This window comes from Slackia piriformis YIT 12062, from assembly GCF_000296445.1.
Classification (GTDB): domain Bacteria; phylum Actinomycetota; class Coriobacteriia; order Coriobacteriales; family Eggerthellaceae; genus Slackia; species Slackia piriformis.
Genome location: NZ_JH815198.1, coordinates 1,661,728 through 1,686,601 on the forward strand (window position 1 = coordinate 1,661,728; position 24,874 = coordinate 1,686,601).

The 24,874-nt window shown below is 57.3% G+C and carries 18 protein-coding genes and 1 tRNA gene; 7 read left to right on the forward strand and 12 right to left on the reverse strand.

The window, feature by feature from the left end; genetic code table 11:
- Window positions 1-120: 120 nt before the first annotated feature.
- The 3 genes from HMPREF9451_RS07295 (at window position 121) to HMPREF9451_RS07305 (ending at window position 4,091) form a co-directional block, all read left to right on the forward strand.
- The gene (locus tag HMPREF9451_RS07295) at window positions 121-1,548 is read left to right on the forward strand and encodes a helix-turn-helix transcriptional regulator (RefSeq protein WP_009139661.1); all 1,428 of its coding nucleotides are present in this window, start codon (window positions 121-123) and stop codon (window positions 1,546-1,548) included.
- Window positions 1,549-1,694: 146 nt separating this feature from the next.
- Window positions 1,695-2,297: a helix-turn-helix transcriptional regulator gene (locus HMPREF9451_RS07300; RefSeq protein WP_009139662.1), complete on the forward strand. Its 603-nt coding sequence runs from the start codon at window positions 1,695-1,697 to the stop codon at window positions 2,295-2,297.
- A gap of 102 nt (window positions 2,298-2,399) precedes the next feature.
- Window positions 2,400-4,091, forward strand: coding sequence for an FAD-dependent oxidoreductase (locus HMPREF9451_RS07305; RefSeq protein ID WP_009139663.1), 1,692 nt, complete (start codon window positions 2,400-2,402; stop codon window positions 4,089-4,091).
- Between the two features lie 99 nt (window positions 4,092-4,190).
- Here the strand turns inward: HMPREF9451_RS07305 and HMPREF9451_RS07310 are convergent, their stop codons facing one another.
- Both HMPREF9451_RS07310 and HMPREF9451_RS07315 read right to left on the reverse strand, forming a co-directional pair.
- Complete coding sequence (locus tag HMPREF9451_RS07310; protein WP_009139664.1) at window positions 4,191-4,844, reverse strand: cytochrome c3 family protein; 654 nt, start codon at window positions 4,842-4,844, stop codon at window positions 4,191-4,193.
- A gap of 130 nt (window positions 4,845-4,974) precedes the next feature.
- The gene (locus HMPREF9451_RS07315) at window positions 4,975-6,660 is read right to left on the reverse strand and encodes an FAD-dependent oxidoreductase (protein ID WP_009139665.1); all 1,686 of its coding nucleotides are present in this window, start codon (window positions 6,658-6,660) and stop codon (window positions 4,975-4,977) included.
- A gap of 286 nt (window positions 6,661-6,946) precedes the next feature.
- Between HMPREF9451_RS07315 and HMPREF9451_RS09505 the strand changes: the two genes are divergently transcribed.
- The 3 genes from HMPREF9451_RS09505 to HMPREF9451_RS10270 are packed head-to-tail and all read left to right on the forward strand — an operon-like array spanning window position 6,947 to window position 8,426.
- A complete protein-coding gene (locus HMPREF9451_RS09505) occupies window positions 6,947-7,246 on the forward strand; it encodes a hypothetical protein (RefSeq protein ID WP_009139666.1) in 300 nt (99 codons plus the stop codon).
- 47 nt (window positions 7,247-7,293) lie between these two features.
- Window positions 7,294-8,223, forward strand: a complete 930-nt coding sequence (locus HMPREF9451_RS07320) for a hypothetical protein (RefSeq protein WP_148508566.1) — start codon at window positions 7,294-7,296, stop codon at window positions 8,221-8,223.
- Entirely contained in the window at window positions 8,220-8,426 is a 207-nt protein-coding gene (locus tag HMPREF9451_RS10270; protein ID WP_083851871.1) for a response regulator transcription factor, read from the forward strand. Before HMPREF9451_RS07320 ends, HMPREF9451_RS10270 begins: the two co-directional genes overlap by 4 nt.
- Window positions 8,427-8,502: 76 nt before the next feature.
- Here the strand turns inward: HMPREF9451_RS10270 and HMPREF9451_RS07325 are convergent, their stop codons facing one another.
- The 5 genes from HMPREF9451_RS07325 to HMPREF9451_RS07350 form a co-directional block, all read right to left on the reverse strand.
- Entirely contained in the window at window positions 8,503-9,294 is a 792-nt protein-coding gene (locus HMPREF9451_RS07325; RefSeq protein ID WP_009139668.1) for a peptidylprolyl isomerase, read from the reverse strand.
- 281 nt (window positions 9,295-9,575) lie between these two features.
- The gene (locus HMPREF9451_RS07330) at window positions 9,576-11,108 is read right to left on the reverse strand and encodes an alanine/glycine:cation symporter family protein (RefSeq protein ID WP_009139669.1); all 1,533 of its coding nucleotides are present in this window, start codon (window positions 11,106-11,108) and stop codon (window positions 9,576-9,578) included.
- Between the two features lie 349 nt (window positions 11,109-11,457).
- The gene (locus HMPREF9451_RS07340; RefSeq protein WP_009139670.1) at window positions 11,458-12,780 is read right to left on the reverse strand and encodes a hemolysin family protein; all 1,323 of its coding nucleotides are present in this window, start codon (window positions 12,778-12,780) and stop codon (window positions 11,458-11,460) included.
- 210 nt (window positions 12,781-12,990) lie between these two features.
- Complete coding sequence (locus HMPREF9451_RS07345) at window positions 12,991-13,878, reverse strand: trimeric intracellular cation channel family protein (RefSeq protein ID WP_009139671.1); 888 nt, start codon at window positions 13,876-13,878, stop codon at window positions 12,991-12,993.
- 259 nt (window positions 13,879-14,137) lie between these two features.
- A complete protein-coding gene (locus HMPREF9451_RS07350) occupies window positions 14,138-15,430 on the reverse strand; it encodes an MFS transporter (RefSeq protein WP_009139672.1) in 1,293 nt (430 codons plus the stop codon).
- A 271-nt stretch (window positions 15,431-15,701) separates the two neighbouring features.
- On the opposite strand from HMPREF9451_RS07350, the gene HMPREF9451_RS07355 reads away from it, so the two are divergent.
- Window positions 15,702-17,366: an AAA family ATPase gene (locus tag HMPREF9451_RS07355; protein ID WP_009139673.1), complete on the forward strand. Its 1,665-nt coding sequence runs from the start codon at window positions 15,702-15,704 to the stop codon at window positions 17,364-17,366.
- Window positions 17,367-17,594: 228 nt separating this feature from the next.
- Here HMPREF9451_RS07355 and tsaD read toward each other — a convergent pair whose 3' ends face one another.
- From tsaD to HMPREF9451_RS07380, 5 genes are all read right to left on the reverse strand, one after another.
- A complete protein-coding gene (gene tsaD / locus HMPREF9451_RS07360; RefSeq protein WP_009139674.1) occupies window positions 17,595-20,048 on the reverse strand; it encodes a tRNA (adenosine(37)-N6)-threonylcarbamoyltransferase complex transferase subunit TsaD in 2,454 nt (817 codons plus the stop codon).
- A gap of 304 nt (window positions 20,049-20,352) precedes the next feature.
- A complete protein-coding gene (locus tag HMPREF9451_RS07365) occupies window positions 20,353-20,928 on the reverse strand; it encodes a biotin transporter BioY (protein ID WP_009139675.1) in 576 nt (191 codons plus the stop codon).
- A gap of 102 nt (window positions 20,929-21,030) precedes the next feature.
- A tRNA-Leu gene (locus HMPREF9451_RS07370) sits at window positions 21,031-21,113 on the reverse strand.
- A 54-nt stretch (window positions 21,114-21,167) separates the two neighbouring features.
- The gene (locus tag HMPREF9451_RS07375) at window positions 21,168-22,589 is read right to left on the reverse strand and encodes a Sapep family Mn(2+)-dependent dipeptidase (protein WP_009139676.1); all 1,422 of its coding nucleotides are present in this window, start codon (window positions 22,587-22,589) and stop codon (window positions 21,168-21,170) included.
- 809 nt (window positions 22,590-23,398) lie between these two features.
- Window positions 23,399-24,874 (reverse strand): uracil-xanthine permease family protein, encoded by a 1,476-nt coding sequence (locus HMPREF9451_RS07380; protein ID WP_009139678.1) that lies wholly within the window; start codon window positions 24,872-24,874, stop codon window positions 23,399-23,401.

The following is a 24,874-nucleotide window of genomic DNA, read 5'->3' on the forward strand; positions in this document are numbered from 1 at the left end:
GGCCAAAACAATAGGACGCATGAACGAAAAGCGTTTCACACAGATTGGGTGATTTTGTCATCCTCCCAGGTAAACTATCGTATGTCGAAGTTTCAAAGATAAGCAGATAAGGAGAATCGCTTGAAGATCAACGCACGGGCGCCCATCGTTGCGGCCTCGATAGGATTCGCCTGCTTTCTTGCCATGAATTCATTTTCGCTTTGGGGGTTTTCATACCTCCCCGAATTCGTCATGGGCGCCCATGCCGACAAAGCATGGAGCCTGCCTTTGGCGCTTAGCAATACGGCGGCCTTTCTTGTCTTCGTAATTGCGGCCTCGAAAAACAAGGCGAAACACCCACCCCTCGCTGGAGCCGTTGGATTTGTCGCCTGCGGCTTGATCTGTCTACTTGGTTTTCTAGGAAGCGAGAATCTGCCACTGCTCTTCTTGAGCGGAGGATGCGTCGGCGTGGGAACAACGTGCTGCTTTGTCTGCTGGGAAACGGTGTTCTCCCGCATGGGCGACCGCCAAAGGAAGCTATGCATTCTTGCGGGCTCTGTCCTCTCGGCGGCATCTTTTGCTTTTTTCGCAACAGCCGACAATTCGTTGACGCTTTTCGCCATCATGGTTCTCGCATTCGGAAGCATCGCCACGATGTATTTCTGTCTGAAAGCCATTCCCGAAAAGCAGGAAAACCTCCCCTTCGCGCTTAATGCGAAAAGCCTCAAAGAGTACGCAGGGCTTCTTCTTTGCATCCTCGCAATCGGCGTCATTTCCCCGGTCATAGACGGAGCAATGCCGAACGAAGGCAGCAACCTCATGGGAAGAGGATTCATTGTCCATGGGGCAAACGTCCTGTCGGCTATCGTGCTTGGAGTTGCGTGGTTTGCATTCGACAAGGCCATCACCATAAAAAGAGCCTACTATCTCGTCTTCCCCCTATTTGTCACAGCCCTCTTTTTCTTCCCCTTCGTTTCGGACGAAATGAAGCAAGCAGCATCCTTCGCGGCATCGTTCGGATTCACCTTCTTCTCCATTGTCATGATGATATCGTGCATAGAAATATCCGAAGAGAAACACGAGGGACTTATCGGCCTGTATGCGTTATTCGCTTTCGTAACCTATGCTTCGCGTTTTGTCGGAGACGGCGTGTCCTTCGTTCTGGGGCAAAGCTCGATTCCTAACGACACACTGCCTATGGCAGCAGCCTTTTTGCTCGTTTACCTACTCTCTATCGTCATGTTTCTCGTTTCAAGAAAATCTCGCCACGAGGCAACGCCCCTCCAATCACCTGACACGCAAGCCGAACAGCCACATCGAGATATCGAGGACCGAGCAGAAAGGCAGTGCGCCATTTTGGCGGAGCAATACAAGCTCACGGAACGCCAACACGAGATTCTGGTGCTTTTTTCGCACGGATACGATATCCCCTCCATCGCAAAGAGGTTTTTCATCTCGGAAAACACTGTGCGCACGCACACCAAAAAGCTCTACCTTGTGCTAGACGTCCACAGCAAGCAAGAAATCATATCCCTCATAGAGACCGTGGATCTTGACTCCGAAGCATAGGCAGCAGGGGCGCGATCGGAAAGCGCAGCAGGCACGATCGAGCACCGTCGCCAATTGGCTCGATACGCACGCTTTCAATCCAAAAGCGGCCGCCCCCCGCATCGCACAGGCATACTTTTCGCGGAGGGAATTTCCTTGTTTCGGGCATGCTCATTATTGCCGGCTACACCGCTTTTGACCTGTTCACCTGGGTGGCCTTTTCCCACATAGCCCGCACGCAATCGAAAAACATGCTTCGCACCAATGCCGTAATACGTCTTTTTGCAAGTCTTTGTGCGGCATTCGGCTGCGGCATAGCCCTCGCGCTTTCCATGATGCAGGAATCACAGGGGCAGCTCGCGTCCCAAGAGACCACCTTCGTTGGATACCTCGTAGTCATCGCCACCGTTTTGCTTATCAGCAGCGACGAATCGCGAGTCCTTCTTAGAAACGCACAGCCTCCACTTCCCATATCGGTTCCTTCGCCCGAAAAGACAATAGAGGAACGGCTTGCTCAATGGGGCGACGAGATGCGTTTCACCGCACGCGAAAAAGAAATCGCCGTGCTCCTTGCGCAAGGCCGCACGCAACCGCGCATTGCCGACATGCTTGGCATATCCGAGAACACCGTGGGCACCCATGTGCGCCACATTTACCAGAAAACGGAGGTTCATGACAGGCAGCAATTCATTGACCTGGCATTTTCCGTCACATCACCTGAATCACATGAGGAAAAGAAACGTCTCACTAGCAGCGAATTAGAAGAATAAAATCAAGCGAATCACGCGTTGTCCATCCCGGAAAAACCCTGCATTCTCGAGCAAGATTCGCGATGCGCCAAAAGCATCGCGCACAAGGAAAGGGAGGACACCATGGAACTCGATCGCAGGAATTTCCTCAAGGAAGCATTCGCCACGGGCGCAGTCGCCGCAGCAGGAGCAGCACTCACTTCTTGCAGCCCCGCTTCGTCCGATTCCGGCTCTGACGGCAACGTCGATTCGACGACGAGCGGAGAAGCCAAGCACACGTGGGAAGTAAAGCCCGAGCCCATTACCGACATCGCAGAAACGAAGAGCTATGACATCGTCATCGTCGGCGCGGGCCTCGCGGGCATCTCTGCCGCCGAATCCGCCGCACGCAGCGGCGCCAAAGTCACCGTCATCGAGCGCTCGACGGGCATTTCCATCCGCGGCGTTGACGTGGGCAACATCGGAAGCAACTTCCACAAGAGCGAAGGCTTCGACATCGACTGGCACATTCCCGCCCGCCAGCTTCATACGGACTCGCGCCAGAAAACCAACTATGAGCTCATCTCCGTCTGGGCAAGCCGCTCCGGCGAAGTTTTCGACTACCTCGAAAAGCTCGGCGAGCCCATTAGCGTCAGCATGACCCATGCACTTTCCGGCACCGCCAAATACGACGGCTGGGATCAGCTTGATGGCCAATGGCGCGTCTATCCCGACGCCGTGTCCTTCGTTCGCGGCGACGAGACCTACGACGTACGCGGCGACGGCAAGACCGTCAACTGGACCCTCGGCGAAATGCTCTACGACTCCGCCGTCGAAAACGGCGCTGAATTCATCTTCGACACCCATGCCGAGCAGCTTGTTGGCGACGCCGAAAGCGGCATCACGGGCGTTATCGCATCTACGAAAGACGGCAAGAATATCCAGTATGACGGCGCCAAGGCAGTCATCCTGGCAACGGGCGATATCGGCGGCAACCAGGAGATGATCGACGTATTTGCCCCCATCGCCAACCGCGCAGACGCTAACACCTACACCCCCGAAGGCTGCAATACCGGCGACGGCATCCTCATGGGCTGCTGGGCAGGTGCCGCAATCCAGAAGAGCACCGCTGCCCCGATGATTCACCAGTTCACCGCCGACTCCCTCACGCTGAACCTGACTTCGTTCATCATGTGCTGGCTTGCCGTGGATTCCGAAGGCAAGCGCTACGGTGCCGAAATGCCGTTCGAGCCCATGCTGACCAACGCCCGCATGAACACTCCGGGCAACGTTGCCTGGTCGCTGTTCGACGCCGACTACCCCACGTACGTTCAAAAACAGCAGGCAACCCGTTACGATCGCTTCATGGACGGCGTGGAAGACGTCATGGCCGACTGGGAGCAGAAAGGCACTCTCGTCAAAGCAAACACCATCGAAGAGCTCGCCGAGAAAATCGGCGTTCCCGCCGACAACCTCAAGGCAACCATTGAGCGCTACAACGAGCTTGCCGCAAATGGCGAGGATATCGACTTCGGCGTTCCTGCAAACTTCCTCGCGCCCGTCCAGACCGCTCCGTTCTACGCCACGAAGAACGTTTGCAGCCTGCTGACCATCCCGTTCGGCCTGCACGTCAACGCAGAGTCCCAGGTTCTTACCGAAGACGACCAGGTCATCAAGGGTCTGTATGCCATCGGCAACGTTCAGGGCGATTTCTTCGGCGACGATTACCAGGTGCACTTCCCCGGCGTCAGCCACGGCCGCTGCGTCACTTTCGGCGAACTGGTCGGCCAGGCCATCGCCAAGGACACGGTCGTCAGCAAGCTTGATTTCGAGTAAACGACTCCTCGGAAGTTGACGCCCTCCAAGCGCCAACCATTCGCATGCGCGCCAGGCACCCCTCCCGCCTGGCGCGCTTTTTTGCGAATGCAAGCTTGGCTACGACACCGCGCGCTGACGCAGCTCGTGGCACGTTCCGCACTGGAAGACACCCTTGTGATGGCATTGTGCACACCACATCATGGCATCCTTCTCTAGCTCTTCGGAGTGAATCTTGTGGCAGTCGGTGCACTGGGGCTGATTGGCGTCATGCTGCTCTCCGCTCGTGAATTCGTGCGGATTTTGCACTTTGCCCTTCTCGTCCACAAGCGCCGTGCTGTCCTTGGTGAGCTCGGCCATCTCTTCCATAGTGCCATGACACTCCGGATCCTGGCATGTTGCCGCGTCAACCGTCTCCAGCGTTGCCTCCTCGGGAACGGTTTGACCGTATGTCACGCCGTTATGGACCTCCGCAAGCTTGGAGGTGTCGGTGTGGCACTGGAAGCACTCGAGGTCGGCATGCAAGTTTGCTTGTGCGCAAGAAGCATCGGCCATCATGGCCTCTTCGTTTTTATGGCATGCAGCACAATCGGCATCGTCTTTCCACTCGAACACCACGTTTGCCATAGGGTCCGTCTCCTGCTTCGGCTCGCTCACTTGTTTTGGAGCGCAACCCGCAAGGGCGAAAATCAATGCCGCCATCAAAGCTACTGCGGCGAAAACGACGCCTGCGACCAAGATTCTATTCCACATTGTGTTTGTTACATTGGTCATAAGGAACTTCCTTCTTCATACCGAAAAGCCCGGCCGGCAAAACCGGCCGGGCTTGCATATGCCGCGTATCGCATAGGAGGGAGGGAGCGATACCGGCAACGTCAACGCAAGTCTCGCTTGCGAAAGACTGCTATTTTGCGTCCCACGGCTCCAGGCCTGCGCAATGGCGGCCTGCGATACGACCCCATACCATGTTCTCGGAGTTGTTGCCGCCCGTGATGCCATAGCTGTGAGCCTGGAAATTGCCGAAGCAACCTGCGGCGTACAAACGAGGAATGACGTTACCCGCGGGGTCTACCACCTGGGCATTGGCATTCTTCTTCTTCGGGCCGCCCAGCGTAGAGCAGGAACCGGGATAGATGGAAATGGCGTAATACGGACCAGATTCGCTCAGCTTGTTCTCGGCCGTCAGTTCGCGATCGAAGCGAGCATCCATGCCGGCATCGCAGAAGCCCTGGTATTCGTCGAACGTCGCCTTCAGCGCGTCAATGTCCATCCAGCTATCGAACTCCTTGATCTTCTGGCCAAGCTCTTCAAGGGTGTCGCCCTTCAAAACCCAGCCGCGCTCGATCTCGACCTGGTTGTCATCGAACCAGCCGTCCCATGCGCGCAATTCGTCGGGAAAGTCGGTGGCGTAGTTTCCGCATTCGAAGAAGCCGCCCTGCTGCGTACCCATCGGGCCGCCGTCGATACCTTTCTGGTCGAAAATAGTCCAGGTGGAAATTCGATCGTAATCGTCGATGGCGTCGCTGAAGGACATGAGCGTATGCCAGCCATTGTGTGCCGTGCCGCCGGTCTTGCTTTCGTTCTGGAAGCGCTTGCCAAGGCGGTTCACGTTGAAGAATGCATCGGACTGCGGGGGTGCGAAGATAGCGAAGTCGTATTCGGGATCGCGCGTCCACATGGCCGTGGTGGAAATGACCATGTCCATGTGCCACAGCTTCGCGCCGACCTCTTCGACCATGCGGATACCATCGCCGGTGTTCCACTTCCAGCCTTCGAACTTGAAGGGGTAGATCTTGAGGTACTTGCTCTTGAGCTCTTCGTTAAACTCGAAGCCGCCGCAAGTCAAAATGACACCCTTCTTAGCCTTGATGGTCTTTTCGGTGTCACCCTGAATGTAGCGAACGCCGACGATGTCGCGCGTCTCGGGATTCTGAATCAAATGCTCATCGTGGCAGTCGAACTGAAACTCGACGGGCAAGCCAAGCTCGGCGCGCTTTGCTTCGAGCTCATGGAAGGTCGTCATGCCGAAGCCCTCGACGTCGGCAACGCCGATGATTCCAGCATAGGCGCCATCATCGAGGAACCAATACTCGGGGATGGTTCCCGCCAAAGCCTGCTCTGCCACCTCGTAGGTCATGCCGTACTTATCCGCATACTCGGTATGGCGCTGAGCCTCTTCCGTATACGCGTCGGTCATCTCTTCTTCGATCTGGCCATGGCCGAACGCCTTGCAGTATTCCTTGAACTTCTCTACATCCTTGATAACGGTCCATTCGCCGTTGTTGATGCGGCTGTTTCCGCCGCCTTCGACGGGAGCTTTCTCCAACACGACAACGCTCGACGCGCCTTCGTCGGAGCCGATCAGCGAGGCCCACATGCCCGCTCCGCCGTAGCCGACCACGACAATGTCGGTTTCCGCATCCCACGATTCAGGCATGGCGTTTTCCGGCTTCTGGATTTCTGCAAGCGGATTGCCCGCAGCCGAAGAACCCGAAGCGCAGCCCGCCAGACCAGCCGTTCCAGCAAGTGCGGCACCCGTAACGGCAGCACCCTTCAGAAAGGAACGACGCGAAAGTCCTTTGTTCTCCATGTTTCCTCCTTGTTCCTGGACAAAGTCGCTTCTAAGCGATGCCCTTTCCGGGCAAGACGTCCAACGGAACAGACCATAAAGAGCCCTCGTCGCAAACGCAGCATATGATGGATGTGATTTTTCGAAAAAATGCGTTTTACCAGGTTGATACCTCTATATGGGATTCCCAATCCCCCATGCGAAACGAAGCCGAGCAGCCCCGATGCCACCTATACCATCCTCCATGCTGTAGAGTGCGAACTCGTCATGGGATAGAATTTCGTACGGATATCATGGAGGAGTACCCATGTCGCATCAGGAGGAAACCGTGCGGTCTTCGAACAAGCGCGGTCACGATGAGCTGCTTACAAGCGGGGCCATCACTACGGTAGGATTCGGCCTTTGCAGAGCCTGGATTGTCTTCTGCCTTTCGGCGGGCGTTGCAACGAGCGAGCCATCGGGAATCAATTGGCATTTTCTCGCTGCAGGCGCGCTCGCCGCATTCTTGTGCGCCGCAGCGGATGGCAAAAAACCGTTTTCCGAGAAAAAGCGTCCGTCTTTTCCCTCGCGCTCGTCGCATGCGTCGCGCTATCCTGCGCTTTCATGACGGCGGCTGCGTGCTTTCATTCCACATCCCTCATGACCGTCGCCCTCATGGCAGGGGGAGCCGGAGCGGCCCTTCTTCAGGCTGCCTGGGGCACGTGCTTCACTCGCCACGACCCGAAATTCGCGCTCGCCTGCACTCCGACGGCAGCGATCGTCACAGGAACAACCCTTGCCGTCATATCGACCGAGCTAAGCGCTTTCGTCCTTATCGTCATGCCGGTTGCATCGCTTTGCCTTCTTGCACTTGAAACCACTCGAGAATTCGCAACCTTGCACCCCCGCATACAGGCCGCATGTCAAGAGGAAGAGCCTCAAAATCAAACGCAGCCAACGCATGGCGAGCCCACCATGCGCCTCATATTCTCCGCCGCAGCTTTTGCGTTTCTTGTTCGCATCTTCGACGCAATGCCCGTCACCGGAAACGACCCATTCGCGCCGCTTGGAGGAAGCGCCACGTTCTCCCTGGTTGTTGTCGGAGTCTTGTTTATCGCCATAGTGGGAATACTTCGAAAGAAACACTTCGACATTCTTTTGGTCTATAGACTCTCTTTGCCCCTCATGGCATTCGGGCTCACCGTTGTGGCGCTGTTCTACGACCAGCACGCCGCCGTATCAATTGCGCGCGTTTGCATTGGATACGAACTCTTCGACCTTCTGTCGTGGGTGCTCTTCAGCGGCATAGCCCAACGAAAAGGGCAGTCGGCGTATCGTGCGTTCGGCATGGGAATCGGCTGCACATTCGCCGGTATGGCCGGCGGATACGCCGTGGGACAGTTTGCTATTGCCCCGTCGTTGCAAAACGGCTCCATCGAAACAGCAGGCGTCGCCATCATCGCTACGACGTTTCTGGCAATAACGGCGTTTCTCGTACTTCCCGAAAGCGCTCTGGGAATGCTACTGCAGAAAAAAGCCAAGGATGATACCCCCCCCCCGAGGAGCCCGATGCGCCTCCTCTTGAGAAAGCCTGTCATGCCATAGCGCAGACCTACGGCCTCACGCCGCGGGAAAGCGAAGTTTTGGTTTTTCTCGCACGCGGAAGAACGCTCGCTATTGTTGCTCGCGACCTGCACATAGCCCAAAACACAGCACGGTCGCACATCGAGAAAATCTACCGGAAGACGGGCATCCACAAACAACAAGACCTCATCGACATGGTGGAGGCATGGGAGAAGAAGGCATAAGCCCGCAACGACAAGCGCCCCTGCGTATTGGCCAAGCCGGACGCAGGGGCGCTTTCCGATTTCTTGCACACGATTGCTACATGATCTTCTTCTTCGCCATCATTCGACGAAGACCCGCTATGGCCAGGGCCTGCTGATGCAGCTCGTCATCGATGATTGCATCGCGCGTTTGACTGCATATGCGTTCAAGCGCTTCTTCGGAAAGCTCGCTTTCCGCGCTTTCCCGAGCCGCAGCCGTAGCCTCTTGAACGGCCGCGTCAGCATCATCTTGCTGAATTCGGTCCGCTTCCAGAATTTCCTCGTCGTCGCAGGGAAGCTCATGCGCACCTTCTATGAAAACGCGCTTGATAGGATCGCCGATCTGAAGCTGCTGAACGACTTCGATGCCTTCCACCACCGTTCCGAACATGGTGAACTTCTCGTCATAATCGGGTCGCGGCGCCAGCGAAAAGAAGAATTGGCAGCACCCGGAATCGGGCTCCATCCGATGCGTCAACGAAAGCGACCCGAAGACGTGATGGTTGAGGGGATTACCCTCCCATTCGTCGGCAATTCGATATCCGCAGTTTCCGATTCCTGGATGAACCCCGCGCAACTGTTCGCGCACGGCCATTCGAACGCGATGCGGATTCAAAGGACGCGTTATAGGGCAGCCGCCCACCACGACATCGCCTTCGACCCTGCCGTAGAAATTGAGGTCGTCGTAGAATCCCTTCTGGGCAAGCTCCACGAAGCTTCCCACCGTTTGGGGGCATTCCTTCCCCAGCAAATGCGCCTTAATCGTTCCCTTGCTCATTTCAAACACGGCCACTTCTTCGCCCGTCGGGATGTAACGGGGTCGATACAGCGGCAAAACTATTCTTGCCATGTCGGTCCACCTTTCTTTAAACGAGCGAACCCTACCATGCCTTCGGAAAAACGGCATCGCATCCATAATCCGATTTTGCATAACTCCTCGTAAGGCCTGCAGCAAGCCGCTTCGTCGCATGCACCCCAATACAAAGAAACCCCCATTTCTCGTTTCGGAGAAATGGGGGCACGTTGCGCCAAAAGGCTTTGAGCCCTCGCCCGGTGTTGCATCGGGCTTATTGAACGCGGCTTTCATGCAGCATGGCGCATTTGGAACGCCCAGCCGCAGAAACCCTGACGTTATTTAACCGGCTCGAAAGAATCTCCGTCGGCGTCGATCGCTTCCTCGAAGTATTCTTTTACAGGCTGGGGACCGACATCCTTCAAATCGTCGCTACCAATATGCCAGCACTGCGTTGCGGGCATACCTTCAATGCTGTCAGCCACGAAGACGGGGTCTTTGCCAAGCTTCCTCTGCGCCGTGTAATCGTCAAGCGCCTTGAAAGCCCACTTGCCCAGCAGCAGGATGGCAATAAGGTTGACGATGGCCATGAAGCCCATGGTGATGTCGGCGAAGTTCCATGCCAGCGTGAAGTTGTTCAGGCAGCCCACCATGATGGCAACCAAGCAAGTGATGCGGAAGACGGTCAGAAGAACAGGGCTGTTCTTGATGAAGCGAATGTTGCTTTCCGCATAGAAGTAGTTGCCGATCAAGCTCGAGAACGCGAAGGCGAAAATCGCGAACGTAACGAAGTGAATGCCCATCTCGCCCACAGCGGAATTGACGGCCATCTGCACGAGAGGCATGCCGTTGAGCTCGCCAAAGGTTCCACCGGACTGTACATAGAAAATCAGGACCATGAAAGCGGAGCAGGTGCACACGATCAGCGTGTCAATGTAGACGGAAAGGCTCTGCACCAGACCCTGCTTGACGGGGTGAGAGACGCTTGCAGTTGCAGCGGCGTTCGGGGCGGAACCCATACCTGCCTCATTGGAGAACAGGCCGCGCTTAATGCCAAGAACGACAACCGAACCCGCGAAGCCACCGAAGATCGACTGGAAGTCGAAAGCGGATTCGCCAATGTAGGCGAAAACGGCCGGCAACTGGTCGAGGTTGGTGAACGTGATGAACAAACCAAGACCGATATAAGCAAGAGCCATGACGGGCACCACGATGGAGGTGATGATGCTAATGCGCTTGGAACCGCCGAAAATGACGAACGCCGTCATGACAACGAGGACAATGCCCAGAGCAACCGCTGCGCCGTTCGTGGCGTAATCGGGAATGTAGTACTCAAGCGCACTTGCCATGTTGAAAGCCTGCAGGCCGTTAAAGCCGTATGCATAGCAGATGATGAGCAAAATGGCGAACAGCACACCAACCCAGCGCTTACCGAGAGCCTGCTCGATGTAGTATGCGGGACCGCCGCGGAACTCGCCCTCTTTGCCACGCACCTTCCAGATCTGCGCGAGTGTGGATTCGACAAACGCCGACGCGGCGCCCGCCAAGGCCATAACCCACATCCAGAACACGGCACCAGGACCGCCCGTGGCAACCGCCGTGGCGATACCGGCGATATTGCCCGTACCGACGCGGGAAGCGGTAGAAACCATGAGCGCCTGGAACGACGAAATGGACTTCTTGCCTTCTACGTGCCTTTTCTCCGTAAGCTGGGTGAACATATCCTTGATATAGCGAATTTGTACGCCCTTCGTGCGGATGGTGAAATAAACCGCGCAGAAGACAAGCAGGAACACCAGGATGTAGGTGTACATGAAATCGCTGATTTGACCCGTGATTGCGATTAGGGAATCCATCAGTTCTCCGTTCATGCAGAGCCCCCTTTCTTGTTTTTCGTTGAATCCCTTACATTCCAAGCTGCAAATTTTATCAGAAATTCACAATTGATCCACCAGAATAGAGCGCGAAATCGAAAGATGCCCCATATCGGTCCCCGAACGGAAGACGCCCACGAAACGAAAAAGCTTTCATGCGCGCATGGAAACACGGCGAACAGACCATGCACAACTTGCTCCGCACGAACAGAACCACCTGACGGCGCCCATTCGAGCACCTCGAAGGCCCCATGACGCAAAAAAGGACGGCACTCCGGGGTGCCGTCCTTTCGTCAGCAGTATTGAATTTTCGCACGCAGGAACGCAGCGCGGCGCAGCGAGCCCGCTACTCCTTTTCGTCGTCAGGCTCTTCGACGCTCACCCAGAACTCGACCTGGCCGATGCGACGGGCTTCCATGGAGCGCACGATGAAACGCACCGTGGTATTGCCCTCGAAATAGGTGGTCTCATCGCCCACATCGGGGATTCGGTCGAACGATTCAAGCAAAAGACCGCCCAATGTTTCGTACTCAGGGAAGTCGTCGGAATCGAACCCGACGGTTTCGGCGAAATCGTCGATTGAGCATGCGCCCGTCGTCAGATAATGCCCGTCGGACACCTCGGTCAACGTCTCGTTGTTGCTGTGCACGTATTCGTCGTCGTAATCGCCGATGATCTCCTCGAAAATATCGCCCATGGTGACAACGCCAGACGTGCCGCCATGCTCGTCGACGACGATGGCAATCTTCGTCTTCTCCTTCTTCAGCAGCTGGAGCAGCTTAACAACCGGCATGCTCTCAGGAGCGGCGACGATGCGGCGAATGCGGATGTCCGCCATGGTGGCATGCTCATCCAGACGATACAGGTCCTTGATATGCACGAAGCCGACGATGTCGTCCTTATCTTTGCGATACACAGGGAATCGCGTGAACTTATGCTCTTCGACCACGCGCAGATTCTCTTCGAGCGAATCCTCGAGGCCCAGACACACCATGTCGGGACGCGGCGTCATAATGGCTTCGACATCTTTGTCCGCAATATCGAAGATATTGTCCACGAACTCATTCTGCTCGGAATCGATCAGGCCGTTTTCGGTGCTTTCGTCAATCAGCAGACGAATCTCCTCTTCGGTATAGACATCGTGCTCGTCAGCCGGATCGTGACCCATCAGGCGCACCACGCCGTTGGTGATGCTATTGAACAGCCACATGATCGGGAACGTAAGACGGTAGAACCACACCAGCGGAGCCGCCGTGAACAGAGCGTATTTCTCGGTGCTGAAAATAGCCAAAGACTTGGGAATGAGCTCGCCCACCACGATATGCAACGCAGTGACCAGGCAGAAGCCGATCGCCACCGACACCGCGAAATTCACGCTGTCGGGCACGCCGAGCAATGTGAACAGCGGATGGAACAAAGCCGAAACGGCAGGCTCGCCCAACCAGCCGAGAGCAAGCGAAGCAAGCGTAATGCCCAACTGGCATGCCGATAGGTAGGCGTTGACGTTGTTGGCAATCAACTGAGCGTATTTCGAGCCGGGCCGGCCCTCTTCAACCAGCATATCCACCTGCGACTTGCGCACGCGAACAAGCGAAAACTCGGCCACGACGAAAAACGCGTTCATCAAAAGAAAAAACAGAACAAGAAGCAAACTTAGGCCAACAGGCATAGGTGAGACTCTCTCCTTTCAAGACGGTTACAAAGGGTCTCATCGGAAGTCGCTGTACGACTTCCGGAAAAGGCAACGTCGTTGCCCGATTGCAACACATCATAATACCCGACAGCGCGGTAATACGCCCCCTCGGAAAACTCTTACGCCGATCTGTCACGAATCGGATATATTCTCCGTGCCCGTCGCCGCTTTCAAGGCTGATAAAAATCACCGCATGAACGCTAACGGGTCGTTGGAACCCGCTTCGCTTTCCGTGCGCCCCTCCGAACCGGCATCCCCTTCTTCATGGTCATACCGTCGTTGAGCCTTTTCGGAGGACAAACTCTTCATTTTGAACGAACGGACGTAATGCCGGCGTTCCTTTTTGCCACCGCCCAAGAACAAGCCGCGCACGATGTAGCCAAAGCTTTTCAAGGGACGCGAGACATACGGAGTCAAATCAATGGGGTCGTCGCCGGTTCTCCAGTCAAAGAACACGCTCAGATAGCGCAGCGCCAGCACGACGGCAACGCAGAGAATCGCAGCGCCCGCCGGATCGGAGCCGAATTGGACCAGCAACACATACGTGAACGAACCGCCGATCGCCGCCACGGCGTAGAAGTTGCTCGATCGGAAGATCCCCGGTACCTCTCCGACGAACGAATCGCGAATGGCACCGCCGCCCACGCCGACGATGGCGCCCAAGACAATGGACATGATAAAGCCGCTCCCGCAGTCGAAAGCCTTGCTTGCGCCGGCAACCGCATAAAGCGCGACCGAAAGGGTGTCGCACAGAAAAATCGTCGAAGGAAGATGTCGGAAAAGACCGCGGAAGTAGAACACGAAGACGCAGAGAAAGACGCAAAGAAGAAATAGGTACGGATGCGACATGAAATACACGCCTTCATCCTGCAGGAGAAAGTCGCGCAGCACGCCGCCGCCGTATGCCGTGAACAGGCCGCACACCACGGTTCCGACAATATCGAGCTTTCGGTCGCATGCAAACATAGCGCCCGTAACCACGCCCACAACAACCGCAAAATAATCGATGAACGCAGGGACAACGCCGCCGCTGGCAACAATTCGCTCGGTAAACCATACGACCAATTCGTCCATTGCCCCTCCAAGAACAAGCACGCGGCAAAGCAAGATACGCCTTTTGGCATCTTAGCATTCGCGCAAAGATGCATCCAACCGGCAAATGCCGCCGGCACTCCATTGCGCCAAGCCCACCTTATGCACGGCGCCGAGATGCGGACGCGAAATCGAAGGCGGCGGGAGCCGCACCGGGAGGCGGCGCCGGCGCACTGCCGACCCTGCCGCATGAAAAACCAGCTGCGGATCGGCTCCATCGCAAATCCGCAGCAGCACATGATTATTCAGCAGAAGGTTCGTCGAGAGCACGGACGCTTTTCGGGAGATAAAGCACCACGCCGATAATCGCGCAGATAACGCCGTCAACCACGAAGAATGACGCCACGCCAATGGCTTCGGCCGCCATACCACCCAGAGCAATGCCGACAGGGGACGCCAAGCCCATGGCGGCCGTGACGAAACCGAGCGCGCGGCCCATCTTCTCTTCGGGCACATTACGCTGCACCAACGTGACCGTGGGACCGTTGAACCAAGCGCACACCATGCCCATAGCCGCGCACAGCACAGCGAACACCCAAAACATCGTAGGGGAAAGCAGGCCCGATGCTGCGGCAAGAACACCGAATGCCACGCATGATGCGGCCAAAAGCAACGCCAGACGCTTGCCGCCGCCCCACGCCATAATGATAAGCGACCCGACAAACAAACCGCCCGCAAACGTAGCCTCGGCCACAGCAACCATGAAGCCGTCGCCGCCGAAGTGGTCGTAGGTCATGAGCGGATAGAGCGAGCCCATCGGCCCGAAGCTCACCATGCCCAGCGTGATCAGCACGATTAACAGGAACAGTCCGCGATTCACCCGCAGCGCGCTCCAGCCCTCTTTCATCTCGACCAGCGGATGGCGCTTCTCGCATGAAGCCGCGCAATCGCGAACGGAAGGGATGCTCGCCTTGACCAGCGCGAGGCACGCAAGCGCAGCGCCCACGAAGTCGAGGAACATGACCGCATGAAAGCCCACGCCCTCGTAGAGCATGATGCCAAGCGCCGGAGACACGATGCCCGCCACGCTCATGAGCATCATATCGAGCGTATTGATGCGCAGAAGATGCTTTTCAGGCACAAGCATAGGCATAGCCGCCATCATGGCGGGCCCGTGAAACGCCTGGCCAACGCTGCGAGCGATTACCATGAGCATGATCGCAGCAATGCTTACGTCATCGAGCAGAATGAGCACGCCAAGCACAAACGACACCAGCCCGACCGCCATATCCGCCGCGATAATGACCGCCTTGCGATTGTAGCGATCGGCGATCACGCCGCCATACGGCGAAAGAATGCCCTGCGGCAGATAGGCGCAAATGCTCATGACAGAGAGAAGAATGGCACTGCCCGTGGTTTCGGTAACGTACCACACGGCGGCGAAGCTTGCCGCATAGCTCGTAAACATGGAAACGGCCTGGCCCGCCCAGATGAAAGCAATGATTGCGAGCCAATTTCTGGAAAGTGGACGGCCGGATGCGCTCAGGCGCGATTCGGCGGAATTGCCCGGAAGCGGTTGGGAAGAAAAACCCATGGAAGTTCTCCTTACGTTGAAAGAATGCAGGTATGCAAAAAACCGCGGCTACAAAGCCGCTTGATGCAGAAACGCAGAACGCATGACGGCCATGCCGTGACGAACGCGCTATGCGAACAAGCTATTTCCTACAGGAAAGACGACTACACCTGCATAAATCCTTTCGACGATGGAGACGAAAAGCTCACCCAAGAACGGCGAGCAGCCGAATCGTAGCACAAGTGCTACGATTCGGCAAACGAAAATCCGCACGCGAGGAAAGGACGATCGCATGTACGGAGGAAACGACAAGAGTCTCGCCGAAATTGCGGCCGAGGTAAAAAAGACCGTCATCGGCCAAGACGAGGCAGTCGACTGGCTGTGCACATTCGCCGACGCCGCATGCGCGCGATCGCGCATCATCCACGAGCAAGGCATTGACGCTCTCTCGCTTCCCAACGTCGGCTCGGCGCTTATCGTGGGCCCGACGGCTTCGGGCAAATCGCACTTGCTCAAGACGTTCGCGAAAACATCGGGCCTGCTCTTCCAACAGATAGACGCGAGCAGCATGTCGGCCGCCGGGTATATAGGCGACTCATTCGGCAAACAGTGGGTCAGGGCATGCGCGGCGCTCGACGAAAACCCCGATCGCAACATCCTCATCTTCGTCGACGAGGTGGACAAGCTGTTCGCCCAAACCCATACCAGCCGCGAAGGCACAGCCATCTACGACCTGCTCAAGCCGCTTGAAGGCGGCATCCTCGAAGGGTCGGACGACTCCCGCAACGGAACGCCCTACGCTCTCGATTGCGACCGCTGCATTTTCGTGATGGCGGGCGCGTTCACCGGCATCGAGGACATCATCGCGTCGCGCATCGGCATCTCGCGTTCGACCATCGGGTTCAGCTCCGCCTCAGAAAACGCCCCCTCCGAGAACGACCTCTCGGAAGACGGCTTGCGCGAGCGCGTCTCTTTGGAAGACGTCGAAACATGGGGCATGCCGCGCGAGATGGCGGGACGTCTTTCCACAGTGCGTTTCCTTGCGGCTTTGAACGAAGAGGCGCTGCGCGAGATCGTCAGACGCAACAAGCAAAACGAATACGCCCGCATGCTTCCTGCGGGCGCACGCTTTTCCATCGATCCCGCAGCCGAGGATGCGCTGGTGGAAAACGCGCTCGAGGCCCACTATGGAGCGCGTTCCATCAATCAGCAGATCAACGACGTATTCTTCGGCGCGCTCTGGCGCGCTCTGGCAAACACGCATCCTGTAGCGTCCGTCACGCTCACAGCGCGCAACGGCGAACTCGACTTCGACATTGAGCAGGGAGAGCCAAGCGAGATGCCCGAACCCGCCCCTCAACGCTCTGAGCAGGAACGCCTTTCGGCCAGTGCGGCATACGGACTCCTAAGCAAAACGCACAATTACCTGATGTCCCACAACGGAACCATTAAGCTTGACCCCCATGCGTCTCTTGGCGAAAGCGACGTGGAATACGCCGCAGCGCTCCTGGAACATAGCAGCTCCATCGAAATCGACAAACACGGGCTGCGAGCGTCCAACGACTATACACTTGCGGAGATCGTGCTGCTGAACTCGCTTCTCTCGCTTTTGCGCGACTGGTTTTCCGCCAAGGATCGCACGCCAAAAGGACTCAGAACGCTTCTTTCCCTGGCCGATTGCACGTGCAAGGTAAAAAGCCCGCTCGATGTGATGTTCTATCAGATAGAAAGCGGAGCAAGGTACACACCCGACACGGACGAAAACGGAGAGGAAACGGGCAGCTGGTCGTGGCAACCGAGCAATTTTGTCCGCACCGGCGACGGAGTGCGCCCCGCCGATACGGGAGGTCTTGAACCGAGCCAGGACCGCGCACTTGGCTACTACACGGAATTCAGGGGATTTCCTTTGCAGGCGCAGCAAAAAGCCGTGAACAGCCTGGCGTTTAGATTGCTATAAGAACGGGCGCGGGCAAGGCTTCGTGCGCGCCCTGGGTTGGAAGGGCTTGAGAAGCAAATCCCTTCAGGTCGCCGAAGCGCAGGCGAAGGCGGGCGGGGCGGATGCAGTCGGCGTGAAGGCGAGGCGTAGCGTACTTCGGTACGTAAGACCCGCCTGGAGCGCCGAATGCGCCGCCCCGTCCGTCCGTAGCCGGACGACTCCGTTGCGTCGGCCGACAGGCCGACGCAACTAGTAAGCCTCGTCGAGCGGCGCATGCGCTTTCACATCGAGAGACCAGTCTTCGAACTTGCCCTGCTTGTAGCGATCGTGCGCCACAAGCGCGATCATAGCCGCCTGGTCGCCGCAGGCCGAAAGCGGCGGCATGGACAAACGCACGCCGCGTTTCTTGCACGCCTTCTCGTACGCGGCGCGAAGTCCCGGGTTTGCGGATACGCCGCCGCCCACGCAAAACTCCCTCGCGCCCGTTTCGTCAAGCGCGACCATGGCTTTTTTCACCTGCACGTCCACCACGGCCTGCTGGAAGCTTGCGGCAATGTCAGGCATGTTGAGCTCGCGGCCAGCCTGCTGCTCTTTCTGGATATAGATGGTCACCGCGGTTTTCAGCCCCGACAGGCTGAAGCGCAGATCGCCCGAATGCATGAGCGCACGCGGAAAGCCAATCGCTTTGGGATTGCCCTTAGCAGCAAGCTTGCTGATAATCGGGCCACCCGGATATCCCAGGCCAAGAGCCTTGGCCACCTTATCGAACGCCTCGCCCACCGCATCATCGATTGTGGAGCCCATGGTGACGTACTCGCCCCAATCCTTCACGTGCACGAGCATGGTATGCCCGCCCGACACAAGCGATACCACCATGGGAGGCTGAATATCGGGTGTCGCGATTTTGTTCGCATACAGATGCCCCTCAAGATGGTTCACGGCAATAAGCGGAATATCGGCGCCCCATGCAGCGCCCTTTGCGAACGCAACGCCCACGACGAGCGCCCCCACCAGGCCAGGCGCATACGTAACCGCAACGGCATCGAGGTCACGCCAACGAAGGCGGCTTGTACCCAGGCTTCGAGCCGCCGAATCAAGACATTCGTCGCATACGCCGCAGATGGCCTCGATGTGTTTGCGGCTTGCAATCTCGGGAACCACGCCGCCGAAACGCGCATGAAAGTCAATCTGAGAAGCCACCACGTCCGAACGAAGGACACCGTTGCCATCAACGACAGACGCCGCGGTTTCGTCGCACGAGCTCTCAATGGCAAGAATCAGCGGATGCGAGCGGTTCGCCGCACCCGAAGAATCCGCCTCGCAAGAGGAGTCGGCTTTACGGGGAGAATCCGCTTCGCAAGCGTTCGCCGGTTGCTGGGCCACATCGTCCACATGCAAACGCATGCCCGCAACATCACGGCGCGCCTCGGGCAGAGGACCAGACATGATGACGGCGTCTTCGCGGTCGCTATAGTAATGGGGGCGCGTTCCTATATTGCGCAGCCCCATGCGCTCGTAAAACGTCTGTGCGTCGGCATTCGACGCACGAACCTCCAGGGTCATTTCGGTTGCGCCCAAATTGCGTGCATCGGAGGCGACCAACGCAAGGAGCTCGGCCGCAATGCCGCGACGGCGATACGCCGGATCGGTGGCTATTTTAAGAATCTGCACCTGTCCGTCGACGATCCATCCACCGCAGTAGCCCGCAAGCACATTGCCGTCGAAAGCAGCCCACCAGGTGCGGTCTTTGCGGGGAAGCTCGTCTGCGACGAGAGACGCCTTCCACGCGTCGCTTCCCATGACGACAGATTCAAGAGCGGCAACATCGGGCGCATGGGCTGCATCGAGCGGCCTATACGAAAGAGGAGCTGCATCCTGAGACCCCTCGAACAGCTGCACTCCCGTTCGGAGGTTTTTACCACCGTCCTCTTTCGCCAAACGAATGCGCTCGTTTTCCTCCGCGTCGGAAAGACGCGTATACACGGGCAGCAACGTGGCGGGATTACCCCCTGCACGCTCGGCAAGAAGCAGGCCACGGCCGCTTACCGCCCACAGCGATTCATCTGCAAGAGCGCCAAGCGGCTCGAAGATATCGGCGTATTTCACAAGCGCATCACCCAAAATAGCATCAAGCGCGCTGCCCTGGTCCTGGTTTGCACCAAACGTCTGCAAGGCTTCCGACACCCACGACGGCGCATCTGCGGCTTTGACCACCGTATCGGTTGTCAAACGTCGCACGCCTTGATCGTCTATGTCGAAAAGAACGGGATACACCTCTTTGCGCATGGCGTCGGCCGCAACCAAAACCCTGCCACGCACCCCGCTTGCCCACGCATTCCATGCAACGGCGTCAAGGGTCGATACACCAAGCAGCGGCACCTCAAGCGCCGAAGCCATTCCCTTCGCCGTTGCCATGCAGATGCGCACGCCCGTGAAGCTTCCGGGGCCGCGGCCGCACACCACCGCCGCAATTTCCTCTTTCGAAACGCCCGATTCCGCCAAAAGCGCATCAACCTCGTGCAGCAAAACGGTGTTGCTCGCCCTATGCGCCGCAACTTCCTTCGTTGCCACAATCCCTTCTTGCGAGCAAGGAGCCAGCACGAACGCGCAGCTGCCTTCGTCCTGCACGCCAACACGGCCGACGCCTACGGCGACCACCTCGTTTGCCGTATCGAACGCAAGAACATATGCCCCCTGAGCCATTGACGAAACCCCCGAATCTTTCTTCTATAACACACGCGCTTCTACACGTGCACGCATCCCCTACGCGCAGGCCGCGATGCCGAATGCGGCCCGCGCGCAAGAGAAGAACCGCCGCAAAATACAGCATGCGCCTCCGTGCATCGCGGCGGCGCATGCTGCAATCTTGTGAATTCTACAACGCAGGCCAGAAGAAGACGCGCCAATCCGCACGATTGCGCACATAATCAAGAATCTTATAGCGGACGACCGGCGCAAGGAACCCATGCAAAAAGCGCCGACTTTTCGCCGGCGCCTTCAGGCTTTTTTAGATTTTCTTGCGGCGCAATGCCGGAACTGCAACTTTAAGCATGTGTGCAAGGCTTACGCCGACGGACATCTTCACAACATCGAGCACGATGAATGGGGCGATGCTCACCGCGAACGCCGCAAGAGGCTCCATTCCGGTAACTGTCATGAACTGCACCCAACCGCACGCATACGAGCACAGAAGCAAAATCACCGCGAAAGAAGCCTCGCGCATGGTGGCCGCAAGCTTGCCTTCCGGCTCTTTCCAGCGCGACGACAGAAGCGCCACAAGGGCCGTGCCCACGCCGAAGCCCATCAGAAATCCGCCCGTCGGTCCCATGATGGCTCCGAGGCCGCCCGTCATTCCGGAAAACACCGGAACACCTATTGCGCCGATAATCAGGTAGCCGAAAACGCTCATCAAAGCCTCACGCGCAGGGAAGAGCACGACGATGAACGCAAGCATCATGGTCTGCAGAGTAAACGGCACCGGACCGAAAGGAATGCTCACCCACGAACACACCGTCAGCAAAGCTATGGACAACCCGCTGAACGCAATAGATTCACTCCGCTTCATCGCAACGCCTCGATCCATGACCCCCTCCTTTTCCTGAGCAAAGCAGCCCAGTACGAAATGCGGACGAAAAACAACGAACCCGCCGAGCATCGCTGCTTCAACGGGTTCGAATAATGCAGATGGTGCCCGAGGCGAGAGTCGAACTCGCACGTCAAAGACAACGGTTTTTGAGACCGCCGCGTCTGCCATTCCGCCACTCGGGCGCGGAGATGGATTATAAACGAAGCTCGACGTAAAAACAACCGATCCAGTTGCGGCTATTCGCTCAGCGCCAAAAGATCCATTTCCATCAGGCGCTTGATCGTAAGAATGTAAACGCGCATTGCACGTTTCAGGCTTTCTTCGGAAACGCCTTCGTCTGCGCCATGCATCGGGCCAACCCATTCGGGATATTCGTCATGGGGGTCTTCGGGCCCAAAGCTGGCAGCGCACGGGAATTCGCGAGCATACGTGCCGCCACCGATGGTGAACGGTTCGCCGTCGAGGCCCGTAGCCTCGCGGTACGACTCCACAAGAGCAACGATGGCAGGGCTATCGGGCTTCATCAAGAAAGGCTCCATGAGCAGGGTGTTCTCGATGGTCGCCTCGCCTTCCTCAACAACGGGGACGAGTTTCGCCAGAAGGTCTTCTTTGCTCGTAGACGTGGGGAATCGAATGTCGATGGTCAGCTTCAGGCGACCTTCTTCGAAGTGAATGGTTCCTGCGATACAGGTAAGGGGGTCGAAGAAGCCGTCGCACGTGTCGATTCCTACAGAGCTGCCGTCCGTGGAATCCATGATGCGGCCTATCATGCGCAAGAAGACGTTTTCCTCTTCCGTGCACAGATTGTTTGCGAGCGCGTATTTCACCAGCAGGTCTATGGCATTCACCGTGCCGGCGGGCATGGATGCGTGGCCGCCGCGACCGGTCGCCACGAGCATGGCGTAATCGCCCTCGGCATAGATGTCGATATTGTCCGCCGCAGGAAGAGCCTCGGCGTCGGCGCGGACAACCAGGGTTGCCTGGCTCGGTACGGCATTGGTAGAAGCCTCGCCGGTGGTGAAGTCAATAATATTGCCGCCGGTGAATTGCTTCGAGCAAATCAGGCCGTCAAAGCCGCCTTTTTCCCCGTAGCAAACAGGGAACATATCATCCGGCGTAAACGTGAATGCAGGGGCGGGATAGTTCTCCAGATAGTACGCGACATCGCGCATAGTACCCGTTTCCTCGTTGGTGCCGATAAGCATGCGCAACGTGTACGGAAGTTTCTCGCCCTTGTCTTTGAAAAACTTCATGCAGTACAGCGCAGCGACAAGCGGGCCCTTGTCGTCCAAAACGCCGCGTCCAAGCAAAAATCCATCCTTGCGCAGAAGCGTCCAGGGGTCGAGCGTCCAGCCGACACCAGGAGCAACCACGTCGGAATGGCAGATCATGCCAAGCATGGTGTCGCTTTCACCTTTGAGATCGGCTATGCCGATCTGGCCCGCGTCGTCTCTGGCGTCAAAGCCGAGTCGCTGCGCCAAATCCACCGCAGCGCGCAAACCGTCATGCGCCTCGGGACCACTTGGGTCCTCAGGGGTCGCACGATCGAAATCGGCCACGCTCGGAACGGAGACAAGCCTTGCGATTTCCTCGACGATTTCTTCCCAGTTTTCGTCGATGAACCGGTCAACTTCGGTCATGAAATCCGTGTTGGACATTACACCCATCCTCTCTCTTTTTGGGCATGTCCTTGTTATTTTACTCGTTTTTCTTTCAGGAAGCTTCCCGCGAAAAACCGCGTTGCCGGATTGGCACGAAACAGCCGCAGCCGCAAGCTCCGTCTGCACGCCACCCACAGACCACCCGAGGACCCGTGCTGGCAACGGAGCGCGCCCGGGACAGCTAGCGACGGCCACCCAAGACCCCTCGCCAACAGACCCGTCCGAGAGGACCCGTGCATAACGATTGAAACGTCGCTACCTGCGGACGATGCCGCTCTCGAGCGTATCTTCGACCTCTGCAAAGGCGGGCTACCGTTCAATCAATACTATCTTGGCGTTTTGCGCACCAGAAATGCACGCAATGACGAAATAGTACAGGCCCGAGCCCTCAGTCGAGAAAGACATCTCTGCTACAACTCTCTGACCAGGTGTTTCTTTAAGCTCGCCATAATGCGCCCATCGACCGATTGATAAAATCCATGCTATTTCGGCGATACTGCCAAAACGCGTGCACAAAACGACGAAATAGCATGGATTCATCGCCGATAGACCTGCTCTGCCGCCGACATGCCTGCTCCGCCGTTGAAGAGACGGCCGCGGGTTCGCAAGCAAACCCGCGGCCGCTACGGCAAACGCAAAGATGCCGCTCGGTCTGCAATCCCAAGCGGCATCTTTCTATATATGGCTTCATCAATGCGAACCGCTCCGCCGCCCAAGACGACGACCCCTGCACACGCTTTGGCCGGCTGGGCTCAAGCCCGAGCTAGCTGGACGCACGCGTCTAACCAGCTAGACGAGTGCGCATCCTAGCTTGCTGAATGGGAGCTCGTCTTCTCGTTTTCGACGAACACCGCATCGGCCGAAAGCGGCTCGAAAGCCGCCTCCTCGCCTTCGCCGGACTTCTCGGAGTCAAGCTCTGACTGACGCGTCTCGCCCTCGATCTGAGCCCCGTCGATAGCAATGTTTTTCGGCAGAACCAGGTTGGCAATTACGGCAACAAGGAACACGCCTGCCACGCAGTTATCGGCGAACACGCTGCGCACAAGCTCGGGGAATATGACGAAAATGTCGGACACCTGGGTAAACCCGATGCCGATGGAAAGCGAAAGCGCCGCGATGAGAATATTGCGCTGAGAGAACCCGGCGCGCGCAACCATCTGAAAGCCGCTCACGATGATGTTGCCGAACATCATGATGGTGCACCCGCCCAAAACGGCCTCAGGCAGAGATTGGAACATCGCGCTGACCACGGGCAAAAACGCGCACAGCATCATGATGACCGCGCCGGTGGCGATGGCTTTGCGATTGACGACCTTCGTCATGGCAACAAGACCTACGTTCTGAGAGAACGATGTCACGGGCAAACAACCCAAGCAGCCGGAAAGTGCACTGGTGAAGCCGTCGCAGGCAATAGAACCGGAAAGCTCGCGCTCTTTCACATCGCGGCCGAGGCCAACCAGCGAAACGGCCGAAGTGTCACCGATGGTTTCTGTGGCAGACACCAGGAAAATAACGGTCACCGAAACGATGGCGGCGAGGTTGAACTCGGGCGCGAACGGCATGAGGGAAGGAGCTGCGAAAAGCTGCAGATTCTGAAACGCCGAGAAATCGACCGCCCCCAGAAAAATTGCCGCCACATAGCCCACAATCAGGCCGAACAGAACCGAAAGCTGCTTGGTCTTGCCCTTTGCGAGCACCTGGAAAATCAGGCATGACACCAAGGCGATCGACCCCAGCAGCAAGTTACGCGGCGAGCCGAAATCGGCAGCTCCCGTGCCGCCGCCGAACGATGCGGCACCAACGTTGAGCAGCGAAAACCCGATGGAGGTAACCACCACGGCGGCAACGATAGGCGAAATGAGCCTGCGCCAATACTTCGCGAAAAGGCCCAGAACGCCCTCGAGGATACCGCCCACGATGATGGCGCCGATCGCGACGTTATAGCCATACGTGGCAACGATGCCGCACAGCACCGTCACGAACGTGAAGCTAATGCCCATGACAATCGGCAGCCCGCTGCCGATACGCCACAGAGGGAACAACTGGATTAGAGTGCCGATGCCGGCGATGAGCATGGCCCCCTGGATAAGTGAGCTCGTTTGAACGTCACTCAAGCCGGCCGCCGCCGCCACGATCATGATCGGGGCAAGGTTTGCCACGAACATCGCCAAAATATGCTGAACACCGTACGGAATAGCCCTCAGAATAGGTATGCTGCCATCAAGCTGAAACAGGCTTGCATGGTCGAATGCCTTGCCCTTCGAAAATCCCTTGAAAGCCAT